Raw genomic sequence first — 10,855 nt, 5'->3', positions numbered from 1 at the left:
CTCACCGACGTGACCCGGTGCGTCGTCGACCCGCTCGGCCTGCCGCCCGGTTTCCACGCCGTCGCGTACGAACGGGGCGGGCGGCGCAGGGACGTGGCCGGATGGCCCCCGTCGGAGGCGCTCGCGGCCGAACCCGTGATGGCCGAGCTGGCCAGGGCGTTCATCGACTCCCGCGAGCTGTCGCGGCGGGGACTGTGGCTGGACGGCGCCGGCCAGTGGCGCGAGCTGCGCCTCCACCGGGCCGGCGTGGGCTTCCACGGTTCCATCCAGGGCGCCGTCATCGCCGAGCGTCCGTGCGCCCTGCCGTACGACCTGACCGCACGGGAGATCGAGGTGCTCACCCGGGTCGCGCAGGGCGACTCCAACCCGCAGATCGCGGCCGCGCTCGTCCTGAGCGTGCGCACCGTGACCACTCACCTGGAGCACATCTTCGCCAAGCTGGGCTGCGACAGCCGGACGCGCCTGACCACGAAGGTTCTCGCCGAAGGGCTGTGCAGGCTCGACATCCCGTAATGATCGCCCTTGCGGGACGTGCCGAGGCCGGGTCCGACATTATTGGCGCATGTCGGTTCACGAGCGTCGGCGGCTCCCCACGGGTCTGGAGCTGCTGTTCGGTGACGGCGGCGACGGGCGGGTGCTGTCCGTCGACCTGCCGTCCGGGTCCCTCGTGTGGCCGGACCCCGACTACGACAAACTGCGCACTCATCACCATCCCTCGTTCTGGCTGAGCGACGAGCCGGTGCCCGCCGGGCTGTGGGCCCGGCTGCGCGCCGAGCACCCCCGGTCGGGCCTGTGGCCGGTGCTGCTGGAGGACGGCGTGCAGCCCTGGTCGGCCGGGCAGATCGCGCCTGACTCGCCCCACCATGTCGACTATTACAGCGCCGCCGGGTTCATGGCCGAGGCGTGGCAGGACCTGCTGCTGGGCCACGAGGCGTACCTCGCGCCCTTCGGGGCCGAGTGCCCGGGGATCGCACCGCCCGCCGCGCTCGTGGCCGACCCCGACGTGGTCGCCGACTGGTACGCCGACGTGGTGGCCGAGCGGATGACGCCGCTCGGGCTCGCCGCGGTGAACCGCGGCGCCGACGCGATGGTCGCCATGGGCTGGCAGGGGGCGCTGCACCACAACGAGTGGACCGTGCCCCTGGCGGCCGTCGTGCGCAGCTGGGAGGAACGGTTCGGAGCGCGGGTGGTCGCCATGGGGTTCAACACCCTGGAGCTCAGCGTCGCCGCGCCGCCCGCCACGCCCGCGCACGCGCTGCACGTGGCGGCCGAGCACTGGACGTTCTGCCCCGACAGCGTCCTGCAGGGCCCGGGCACGCTGGCCGACTACGCCGAGCAGATCGTGGGTCAGAACGCCTGGTCGTTCTGGTGGGATTAGGACGATAATTACCGGCGGACGATTATGAGCGAGGGAGACGGCTTGGGCGGCACGGAGCTGAACGGGGGCGCGCGGCCCGCCAAGGTGGCGGGCCTCAGCACCGGCACCGCGAACATCGCCAGGATGAGCGACTACCTGCTCGGCGGCAAGGACAACTTCGCCGCCGACCGGGCGTTCGCCGAGCGGCTGATGTCCATCGCGCCCGAGGTCAAGACGATGGCCGTGGACACCCGCGAGTTCCTTGAGCGGGTCGTGCGCTTCCTCGTCGAGCAGGGCGTGCGGCAGTTCCTCAACGTGGCGTCCGGGCTGCCGACCCGGCGCAACACGCACGAGGTCGCCCAGGAGCTCGCGCCCGACGCCCGGGTGGTGTACGTCGACGACGACCCGGTGGTGCTCACGCACGCGCGGGCCATGCTCGCCCGGGACCGCGGCACCGGCGTGGTGGACGGCTCCATCCTGCGCCCGGCGGAGATGCTGGCCCACCCCGAGATGCTGCGGCTCATCGACTTCGAGCAGCCGGTGGGGGTGCTGATCCCGGCCCGGCTGCAGTATCTCCCCGACGCCGCCGAGCCGTACAAGTGCGTGGCCCAGGTGCGCGACCACCTCGCCCCGGGCAGTCACCTGGCCATCGGCCACGCCGTCTTCGACAGCCGTCCCGAGCTGGCCACGCCGATCGTCGAACTGTTCCGGCAGATCGTGCCGCAGGCCGACGACGTGCCGCGGAGCCGGGAGAAGGTGCTGCGCTTCTTCGACGGCACCGAGCTCGTCGACCCCGGCCTCGTCTACATCCGCCAGTGGCGGCCGGACGCCCCGCAGAGCACCGGCCAGGCGCAGCGCGTGTGGATCGTCGGGGGCGTCGGCCGGATCACCGGATGAGCACGCAGGAGGGAGTGCCCACCGCCAGCGCCTGTTCGGCGGCGGGGCCGGGCAGCCCGTCCTTCAGCGTCAGCACCGCGATCGCGTCCGAGCGCTGGTTGGCGACGTAGAGGCGGTCTCCGTCGACGGCGAAGTGGCGTGGCCAGCTTCCGCCCGCCGGCGCCTCGGCCGCCATCGTGAGCCGGGGCCCGTCGACCTCGAACACGCTGATGGTGTCCGGCCCCCGGTTGGCGACGTACAGGTGGCGGCCGTCGGCGGACAGCGCGATGTGGGAGGGCAGATTGCCGCCGCCGTCTCCCGCGGCCCCGCTCGCCCGCACCACGCCCGCCTCCCGCCACTCGCCGTCGTAGACGCGCACGGTCCCGTCCAGCTCGCCGGTGACGTACCAGTGGCCCTCGTGGTGCAGGAAGTGCCGGGGGCCGCTGCCGGAGGCCAGGCGTACGGGCCCGCCGGGGTGCGGGCGCATACCGGGCAGGAAGCGGCGCACCTCGTCGGTGCCGAGGTCGGTCACGTACAGCACGCCGTCGGGCCCGAAGACCGCCTGGTGCGCGTGCGGGCCCTCCTGCCGGTCGGGGTGAGGGCCGCGCCCCTCGTGGGGGAACGTCAGCGGGCCGGGCTCGGGCATCCCGTCCTCACCCAGCCGGTAGGCCGTGACGGTCCCGTCGCCGTAGTTGGCGATCGCCAGCCACCGCGCCCGCGCGTCGAGCGCCAGGTGGCACGGCAGCGACCCGCCGCTCGGGTGCTCGGCCAGCGGCCGGGGAGCGGGCTCGCCGGGCTCGTCGGCGAACACCGCGAGACCGCCGTCCCCGGCGCGTTCGAGCGCGGCGTACAGCAGCGGCAGCCGCGGGTGGGCGACCACGAACGACGGTCCTGACGCGGCCGTCTCGGCCACCGTCTCCAGCCGCCCGTCCGCCTGCGCCCGAGCCACCGTCAGGCCGGGGCCCGATCCCTCCGTGTCCGGGGTGTATCCGCCGATCACCAGACCGGGACGGGGCATTGTCACTCCAAAGATCAGATCGTCGGGATACCGAATGGTATCGGCCAGACGGGAGCCGGGTGGACGACCGCGACCGGGCAGGGGGCGCGCCACAGCAGGCCCTGCCCGACCGAGCCGAGCAGCCGGGTCCGGGCGCCGGCCCCGCGAGCCCCCACGACCAGCAGCGGGGCGTTCCCGGCGCACGCCAGCAGGGCGGGCAGCGGCGGCGCCTCGACGACCCTGGTCTCGATCTTGAGCCCCGCCCGGCAGCGCCGCCGCCACGGCTCGACGATCCGCGTCAGCGCCCGCTCGCCCTCCGGCCCACCCCCTCGCGTGGCGTAGACCGCGGTCAGCGGCAGCGACCGGCCGCGCGCGACCTCCACGGCGAAGCGCAGGGCGCACTCCGTCTCCGGTCCGTCCGGCCGCGCCGCGTCGATCCCCACCACCACCCCGCCGGCGGGCGGTGCGGGCGGCGGCGCGCCGACCACGACCACCGGGCAGGCGGCGTGCGCCGCGGCGTACGCGCTGACCGAGCCGAACAGCAGCCCGGCCAGCCGCCCCCCATGCCCCCGATGCGCCCTGTGCCCCATCACCAGCATCGCGGCCTCCCGGCTGAGGGCGACCAGCGTGTCCTTGGGACTCCCCCGGACGAGCACGGGACGGACCTCCCGGCCGGGCAGCAGGCGTTCGGCCAGCCGTACCCCCTCGAACAGCCGCAGCGCCGCGAGGCGGCGTTCCTCGGCGGCGACGGCCTCGGCGCGCTCCGGGTAGGGGCCGTCCCACACCTCGCAGACCGTGACGCCCGCGCGCCGCCGGACCCGGCACTCCGCCGCGGCCCACTCGACGGCGGCGCGGCTCTGCCGGGTGCCGTCGTAGGCGACCACGATCTCCTGCCTCATCTCACTCACGTCCCGGTGCGGCATGGGTCGGCGCGGCGCGGCGCAGCGCGTCGCACAGCGTCACGGTGAGCACGGCCGCGCCGAGAGCCATCGCCCAGCCGAGCGGCGGCAGCGGCACGAGGGCCAGCGGCGCGCCCAGGAAGGGCACGGCGGTGACGAGGGTCTGCAGGGCCAGCGTGGCCGTCACCGCCACGAGCACCGAGCGGCCATGCCACCAGCCGCGCTCGAAGGTCATCCGGCGCGCCCGGGTCACGTAGGCCAGGGTCAGCCGGGCGAAGACCAGGGCGAGCACGGCCTGGGCGCGGACCTGTTCGTCGCTCCAGCCGAGCCTCCGCGCCGTCTCCACGGCCGCGAAGACGAGCACCGCGACGACCATCGCACGCAGCCCGATGCGGGTCAGCGCCGTCCACGCCATCAGCCTCTCGCGCCGCCGCAGCGTGAGGGGGTCACCCGCCGGGCGGTCGACGCCGAGCGCGATCGCGGGGATCCCGTCCAGGGCCAGGTTGATCCAGAGCAGGTGCACCGGGAGCAGCGGCACGACGAGCTCCGGCCAGACGATCAGCCCCGCCAGGACGATGAGGATCTCCGCGAGGTTGCCGGCGAGCAGGTAGCCGATCATGGAGGCGACGTTGTGGCGCAGCCTCCGGCCCTCCCGCACGCCGGTCACGATCGTGCCGAGTTCGCCGTTCGTCACGACGACGGCGGCGGCCTCGCGGGCCACGTCGGTGCCCTCATCCCCGGCCATGGCGACGCCGACGTCCGCGTGCCGCAGGGCGGGGGCGTCGTTCACGCCGTCGCCGGTCATCGCGACCACCTCCCCGCGCTCCTTCAGCTCGCGTACGAGGCCGAGCTTGGTGGCGGGGTCCACCCGGGCCACCACGGCGCCGGCGTCGATGCCGACCTCCGCGGCGACCGAGCGCGCGGTCTCCGCGTGGTCGCCGGTCACCATCACGACCCGGATGCCCGCGGCCCGGCAGTCGGCGACGGCCCGGCGCGCGGAGGGCCGGATCTCGTCCTGCAGCGCGACCAGGCCGAGCGGGCGCAGCCCGGAGGCGTCCAGATCGCCGGTCTCCCCCTCGGCGAGCGCGAGCACCCGCAGCCCCCGCTGGGCCAGCCCGGACACGGCCTCGGCGAGCCGGTCGGTCCGTTCACCGGGCACGCATCGGGCCAGCACCACCTCGGGGGCGCCCTTGAGCGTCAGCAGCGGGCTCGCCCCGTCGACGGCGGTGACCACCGCCATCGAGCGGGTCTCGGCGTCGAAGGGACGGGTGGCGATCCGGCTCTCCCCGGCCGGCAGCCGTACGTCCTCGCGGGCGGCCGCGGCGGCCAGCGCGACGTCCACCGCGTCGCCTAGCCCGTCTTCGGCGTCGTTGCAGCGCAGCGCGGCCCGCCACAGCTCGGTGCCGGAGACGGCGAGGTGGTCGGCCACGGTGAGGTGGCCGGTGGTCAGCGTGCCGGTCTTGTCGGCCGCGATGACGGTCGTGGCGCCCAGGGCCTCGATCGCGGGCAGCCGGCGCACGATCACGCCGAGCCGGGCCATGCGCTGGGCGCACAGCGCCAGCGCGGTGGTGACGGCCGCGGCCATGCTCTCGGGCACCGCGGCGATGGCGAGCGCCACCCCCGCCAGGATGATGTCGACCAGCGACGCCTCGCCCCGGCTGACCCGGGAGAGGCCGATGAGGATCATCAGGGCGCCCGCCGCGACCGCGAGCAGGCCGATGCGCCGCGACACCTGGGCGAGCTCGGCCTCCAGCGGTCCCCTGCCGCCGCCGCGCAGGGCCGAGGCGATGCGGCCCACCTCGGTCGCGGCGCCGGTCCGCAGCACTTCGGCCGTTCCGCGGCCGTGCACGACGAGCGTGCCGGAGAAGATCTCCCCCGCGCGGTCGCCCAGCGGCACGTCCGGCCCGCCCGGGCCGCCCGCCCGTTTTGCCGCCGACAGCGACTCCCCCGTCAACATCGCCTCGTCCACCGCCAGCGCCTCGGCCTCGACCAGCCGGGCGTCGGCGGGCACCCGGTCCCCGGCCGCGACGACGACGAGGTCGCCGGGGACCACCCCGGCCGCGGGCACCCGCCGGACGGCGTCGCCCCGCACGACCGTGGCCATCGGCGCGGTGAGCGCCCGCAGCGCGCGCACGGCCTTGTCGGCCCTGGCCTCCTGGCCGGTCCCGATCAGCACGTTCACCAGCAGGATGGCCAGGATCGCGATGCCCTCGGGCACCTCGGCGAGGACGACGAGCGTGACCAGGCCGGCCACCAGCAGCAGGACCGACAGCGGATCCGCCAGCTGGCGCGCGGCCCGCACCGGCAGGGCCGGCGGCCGGGGCTGGGGGATCTCGTTGGGCCCGTGCTCGGCGAGCAGGCGCGCGGCCTCCTCCTCGGGCAGTCCGCGCAGCGTGCGCACAGCGGATGTCATGTCACCAGCAGATCATCCGGCCTCCGGCGGCGGCCCCGGGCGAAAGCCATCGGCCCGCGGGACCTTCGGCCCGCACCACGCAGGGTAACCATCCGCGCGATACGGGCATATGCCCTATGTCGCTTATATCCGCAGCTGAGTGGGCAGGTGGTTGCCAGGTGTCTCGTCACTGCGCGGACGTTCCCGGAACCGGTCTCGTCACGACGGTGCGGCGGCTCGCGGTGGCCGCGCTCGTCGTCTCGCTGGCGGGCCTCGCCGTCCCGGAGGCGGCGGACGCGGCCTCCGCGCCGCTGCGCCGCAAGCCGCACGCGGCCGCGGCGGCCAAGGCGAAGGCCAAAGCGGCGAAAGCAGCAAAGGCTGCCAAGGCGGCCAAGGCTGCGAGGGCCAGAGCGCAGGCCGAGCCCAGGCCCGGACCGCAGGGTTACCAGATCGCGCGGGACTCTCGGACCAGAGCCGCACAGCACAATTCAGGCAACGGCCGGAACATCCAGAACCTCAACGGCGTCAGCACGCCCTCGCTCCTGAGCGGCCCGCAGTCGACCACCGTCACCTCCGCGGGGAGCATCACCAGTCAGGGCGCGTACTGCGCCCCAGGCAGTCCCTCCTGCGACATCTCCCAGAGCATGAGGTGAGCGACCGCTGCGCGTTCATCAGATGTGATGGCGGCGCCACCTCCGGTCGGCCGCCGCCCAGGCCGCCTCCCACTCGCGGTAACGCCTGCGGTCCAGCCGATGACGCCCCAGAGCGAATCCGGCCCAGGCCAGGACGGCGGCGGCCGACACGACGCCGAAGGCCGCCAGCCACGCCCGGGTCACCGTCTCGGCCCGCTGCGGCGGCGCCGCGGCCGGCCTGCCCTCGGCGTCGACCCACAACCGCGCGTTCGCCGGGCCGTCCCGCAGGAGGAGTGCCACCGGGACCATGCCCTCCCGGACCTCGCCGCTCGGCAGCGTCCACCGCGCCGGACTCGTCAAAAGCAGCCCGCGGCCGTTGGCCTGGACGGCCGACGGGTCCTGGATCACGGTGGCCTCGACCAGCTGCCGCGCTCCCGGCCCCACCCGCTCGGCCCTGACGCCGCCGTCGTACATCGTACGAGCGATCATCGCGGCAGGCCACACCGCGAGCAGGACGGCGGCCAGCGCCGCCACCACGAGCGCCGCCTCGATCCGGTCGGAACGGCGGCGCAGCGGGTTGCGATCAGGCCGGTAGCGGCGTAGCCGCGACACGACCCAGCGGGCGATCGATCTCATGGGCACACCTCCTGACGACCACAGGAGGTCCCACTTCCCCCGGCACGCCCGTCCACGCGCGCCCTGGCGGCCCGAGATCGGCCTATCTCACTCCATGACCTCGGAAGGGGTGCGGCGGACGCTCTCGCTCTCGTCGATGACGAACCCCAGCCGCATGATCATCTGCGGTGACTCCCCCGAGCACAGATGCGTGCGGATGAACTCCCGCAACTCAGGCATCTCAAGTGCCTGTGTGTGGAAGGCGACGCTCACCCCGTACGCGGAGGCGTGCAGCAGCATCCGCTGCAGCGCCTCGCCGGCGCGCAGCCAGTCCTCCCGGGCGTCGCCACCGGTGCCGAGCAGCGCCACGAGACCCGTCGACGCGGACACCCGCTCGTCCGGTGCCAGCCCCCACTCGTGCCCCCGGGCGTAGTCCCGCTGCGCGAAGTGCTGAGGGTGCATACGCCGGGGATCGGTCGGATAGCCCGCCGCCGGCACCCCGTCGCGGCGCGAACTGCCCGGCGGCCGGGCCCAGCGCATGAGTTCCAGGACGAACAACCGGTCCTGTGACTGCACGTCCTGGGCCGCGCCGGTGAGCGCGGCGAGCACGCGGGCGGCGGCGTCCGACGTGATCGGCATCAGGTGGCCGCCTTCGGGCGCCGCCTCCGACACGAGCGCGTCGACCAGGCGGTCCGGCACCGGCAGAGCCGTGAACCCGGACCGGTGGGTGCGGCGGCGCTCGATCTCGGCATGCAGCAGGCGGATGTGCTCGCCCGGCTCACGCCCGGGGCGCACCCGTATCCTGGCCAGCAGCAGCGGACGCTCCGGGTCCGGGAAACGGCGGACCTCGGGCTCGTAGCCGAGCGCCAGCAAAGTGATACGCACGTTGAACAGCGCGGCGCCGCAACTGATCGTCATCTGCCGGCCGGTCGGGTCGGAGATCCGCAGCTTCCTGTCGGGGTCGGCGCGCAGGCAGATCTCGTCGCCGGAGACGCCGAACGACCAGGGCTGGGTGTTGTGGATCGAGGGCGCCCACAGAGCCGCCTCCACCGCGGCCTGAGCGGCCTGCGCGATCCCCTCGGACGTACGAGTGTTCACGATCTCCTCCCCTGGGCTCGGCTACAGCAACGGCGGGGCGATGAGCAGGTCGTCCACGAGGAAGGCGACGTCGGCGTCCACCTCGACGACCCCCTCGACGCGGCGTACGGCGCGCAGCAGCGGCTTGACGTCCGACCTGCGGGGCACCTGTCCGCTGATCCCGACCACGCCGCCGGAAACGGTGATCCGCAGGTCGTCGGGTCCGAGGTTCAGCCGGGCGGCGATCTCCTCGATCTCGGCCAGGATGTCCTCCGCCGGACGGACGAACACGCGCAGCAGGTCTCCCTGGTGCACCGTGCCCATGATGCGGCCGGTCATGGCGTCGATTACGGGCAGCTGCTTGATGCGGTTGCGGTGCATCAGCCGGGCCGCGTCCCGCACCGACGTGCCGCCGGTCACCGTGATCGCGGGGCGCGACATGATCTGGCCGGCCTTCGTGCCCGCCGCCTTGCGATGCTCCTCACGTCTGCGGGGGCCGTCGAACACGCTCTCGTCCAGGGCGAACTCCTTCAGGAGGATGTCGTCCTCCGAGACCACGCCGACCGGACGCCGGTCGGCGTCGATGACTGTGACCGCGCCCACCTTGAACCGCTGCATGGTGGCGACAAGATCCGCGAACGACGCGTCCATCGGCACCGCGATGGCGACCCTGCCCATGACATCCTTCACCTTCGCCGTCATGACGACGCCTCCCATCTCCTCATTGCCAGCGTGCCTCGCCGCGTTCCCCGGGGTCAGCGGTGAAGGTCCTGACCACCCGGGACTTTCGGCCACCGGTCACGTCCGCCCCAGCCATGGCTAAGGACCCGGTCGACAGGGCCCTCAGTCCCTTCGCATGCGGCCCGATCGGCGGTGCGATGGAACTGGGAACGGCCACGGCCCGGGAAGGAGCCGATCATGCACATGAAGGTGCGGGACGTCATGACCAGCGAGGTCGCCTCCGTCAACGGCAGCACGCCGTTCAGGGACGTTGCCGAGGTGCTCATCGCGCACGAGGTCAGCGCGGTGCCCGTGGTCGACGGCGAGGGCCACGTCGTCGGCGTGGTCTCGGAGGCCGACCTGCTGCGCAAGGAGGAGTTCCGCGAGCAGTTCTACCGCGAGGGCTACCGGCCGCCGCTGCGGGCGCGCCTGCGTGAGGCCGTGGGGCACGGCGCCGCCAGGACCCAGGAGCGGGCCCGCGGCGTGACCGCCGCCGAACTCATGTCCGCCCCCGCGGTCACCACCCGGCCCTACACCAGCGTGGTCAGCGCCGCGCGCCAGATGAGCCGGCACGGGGTCAAACGCCTGCCCGTGGTGGACGACGAGGGCGTGCTCGTGGGCATCATCAGCCGCCACGACCTGCTCAAGGTCCTCGCCCGCGCGGACGCCGACATCGCCAGGGAGGTACGTGAGGACATCATCGGCAACTGCCTGTGGGCCGACCTGTCGGGCGTCGAGGTGTCGGTGTCGGAAGGCGTCGTGACGCTCACCGGCGCGCTGGAGCGCCGCTCCCAGGCACGGGTGCTCACGCGAATGGTCGAGCGGACCAACGGCGTGATCGGAGTCGTCGACCGCCTGGAGTGGAAGGAGGACGACGCCGGTCCATGGGAGAGCGCCTGATCGCCGGCCCCGCCTGCGTGTGATCACGTCTGCGATCGCCGGGCTCTGGCGGGGTGGTGGTAGGTGAAGGCCCAGCGGTCTTTGCCGATCTTGCGGCGGGTGTAGCGGTCGGGGTGCTGGTAGCGGTCGCGGTTGTGGAACTGGCAGGCGGGGCCGAGGAGTTTGAGGTCGGTCGGGCCGCCGGTGCTCCAGTTGTCGGCGTGGTCGATCTGGCATCTGGTGGCGGGCAGGGGGCAGCCGTCGATCCAGCAGGTGGCGTAGCGGGCGTAGATCGCCCGCCGCTGGGCGGGGGTCGCCAACCTGACCTTGCGGCCCATGTCCAGCACCTGCCCGTCGGCGTCCATCACCAGGCGCACGAGGGTAGAGGTGCGGGCCAGCCGGTGCACGCCG

General features: G+C 73.9%; 11 protein-coding genes and 1 pseudogene. 5 read left to right on the top strand and 7 right to left on the bottom strand.

Annotated features, from left to right (window positions below; translation table 11 throughout):
* The 3 genes from AB0J39_RS34530 to AB0J39_RS34520 form a co-directional block, all read left to right on the top strand.
* Window positions 1–513: LuxR C-terminal-related transcriptional regulator (locus tag AB0J39_RS34530; protein ID WP_363472487.1), on the top strand; the 513-nt coding region annotated here is incomplete at its 5' end.
* 49 nt (window positions 514–562) lie between these two features.
* A complete protein-coding gene (locus AB0J39_RS34525) occupies window positions 563–1,378 on the top strand; it encodes a DUF4253 domain-containing protein (protein WP_363472484.1) in 816 nt (271 codons plus the stop codon).
* 42 nt (window positions 1,379–1,420) lie between these two features.
* Window positions 1,421–2,254 (top strand): SAM-dependent methyltransferase, encoded by an 834-nt coding sequence (locus AB0J39_RS34520; protein WP_363472482.1) that lies wholly within the window; start codon window positions 1,421–1,423, stop codon window positions 2,252–2,254.
* Here the strand turns inward: AB0J39_RS34520 and AB0J39_RS34515 are convergent.
* The 3 genes from AB0J39_RS34515 to AB0J39_RS34505 are packed head-to-tail and all read right to left on the bottom strand — an operon-like array spanning window position 2,244 to window position 6,542.
* Window positions 2,244–3,251, bottom strand: coding sequence for a lactonase family protein (locus AB0J39_RS34515; protein ID WP_363472480.1), 1,008 nt, complete (start codon window positions 3,249–3,251; stop codon window positions 2,244–2,246). The two genes, AB0J39_RS34520 and AB0J39_RS34515, sit on opposite strands and share 11 nt — an antisense overlap.
* Before the next feature lie 14 nt (window positions 3,252–3,265).
* The gene (locus AB0J39_RS34510) at window positions 3,266–4,129 is read right to left on the bottom strand and encodes a universal stress protein (protein ID WP_363472476.1); all 864 of its coding nucleotides are present in this window, start codon (window positions 4,127–4,129) and stop codon (window positions 3,266–3,268) included.
* A 1-nt stretch (window position 4,130) separates the two neighbouring features.
* Entirely contained in the window at window positions 4,131–6,542 is a 2,412-nt protein-coding gene (locus AB0J39_RS34505) for a cation-transporting P-type ATPase (RefSeq protein WP_363472474.1), read from the bottom strand.
* 158 nt (window positions 6,543–6,700) lie between these two features.
* On the opposite strand from AB0J39_RS34505, the gene AB0J39_RS34500 reads away from it, so the two are divergent.
* Window positions 6,701–7,174 (top strand): hypothetical protein, encoded by a 474-nt coding sequence (locus AB0J39_RS34500; RefSeq protein ID WP_363472472.1) that lies wholly within the window; start codon window positions 6,701–6,703, stop codon window positions 7,172–7,174.
* 18 nt (window positions 7,175–7,192) lie between these two features.
* On the opposite strand, the gene AB0J39_RS34495 is transcribed toward AB0J39_RS34500, so the two are convergent.
* The 3 genes from AB0J39_RS34495 to AB0J39_RS34485 all read right to left on the bottom strand — a co-directional run bounded on the left by AB0J39_RS34495 (window position 7,193) and on the right by AB0J39_RS34485 (window position 9,547).
* Window positions 7,193–7,789, bottom strand: a complete 597-nt coding sequence (locus AB0J39_RS34495; protein ID WP_363472470.1) for a hypothetical protein — start codon at window positions 7,787–7,789, stop codon at window positions 7,193–7,195.
* A gap of 87 nt (window positions 7,790–7,876) precedes the next feature.
* Window positions 7,877–8,866 carry a hypothetical protein gene (locus tag AB0J39_RS34490; RefSeq protein WP_363472468.1) on the bottom strand — a complete coding sequence of 330 codons (990 nt, stop codon included), beginning with the start codon at window positions 8,864–8,866 and terminating at the stop codon, window positions 7,877–7,879.
* Between the two features lie 21 nt (window positions 8,867–8,887).
* On the bottom strand, window positions 8,888–9,547 hold the full coding sequence (locus tag AB0J39_RS34485; protein WP_363472467.1) for a CBS domain-containing protein: 660 nt from the start codon (window positions 9,545–9,547) through the stop codon (window positions 8,888–8,890).
* 216 nt (window positions 9,548–9,763) lie between these two features.
* On the opposite strand from AB0J39_RS34485, the gene AB0J39_RS34480 reads away from it, so the two are divergent.
* Entirely contained in the window at window positions 9,764–10,465 is a 702-nt protein-coding gene (locus AB0J39_RS34480; protein ID WP_363472465.1) for a CBS domain-containing protein, read from the top strand.
* Between the two features lie 23 nt (window positions 10,466–10,488).
* On the opposite strand, the pseudogene AB0J39_RS34475 reads toward AB0J39_RS34480, so the two are convergent.
* Window positions 10,489–10,855 (bottom strand): annotated as a pseudogene (locus AB0J39_RS34475) (hypothetical protein); the annotation flags it as partial.

The organism is Microbispora sp. NPDC049633 (genome assembly GCF_040675265.1).
GTDB classification, from domain to species: Bacteria; Actinomycetota; Actinomycetes; order Streptosporangiales; family Streptosporangiaceae; genus Microbispora; species Microbispora maris.
This window is presented reverse-complemented; position numbering and strand designations above follow the sequence as displayed.

Coding starts and splice junctions, on each gene's coding strand:
- AB0J39_RS34480 (WP_363472465.1), top strand. CDS start 9,764: ATGCACATGAAGGTGCGGGACGTCATGACCAGCGAGGTCGCCTCCGTC.
- AB0J39_RS34515 (WP_363472480.1), bottom strand. CDS start 3,251: ATGCCCCGTCCCGGTCTGGTGATCGGCGGATACACCCCGGACACGGAG.
- AB0J39_RS34510 (WP_363472476.1), bottom strand. CDS start 4,129: ATGAGGCAGGAGATCGTGGTCGCCTACGACGGCACCCGGCAGAGCCGC.
- AB0J39_RS34525 (WP_363472484.1), top strand. CDS start 563: ATGTCGGTTCACGAGCGTCGGCGGCTCCCCACGGGTCTGGAGCTGCTG.
- AB0J39_RS34485 (WP_363472467.1), bottom strand. CDS start 9,547: ATGACGGCGAAGGTGAAGGATGTCATGGGCAGGGTCGCCATCGCGGTG.
- AB0J39_RS34505 (WP_363472474.1), bottom strand. CDS start 6,542: ATGACATCCGCTGTGCGCACGCTGCGCGGACTGCCCGAGGAGGAGGCC.
- AB0J39_RS34495 (WP_363472470.1), bottom strand. CDS start 7,789: ATGAGATCGATCGCCCGCTGGGTCGTGTCGCGGCTACGCCGCTACCGG.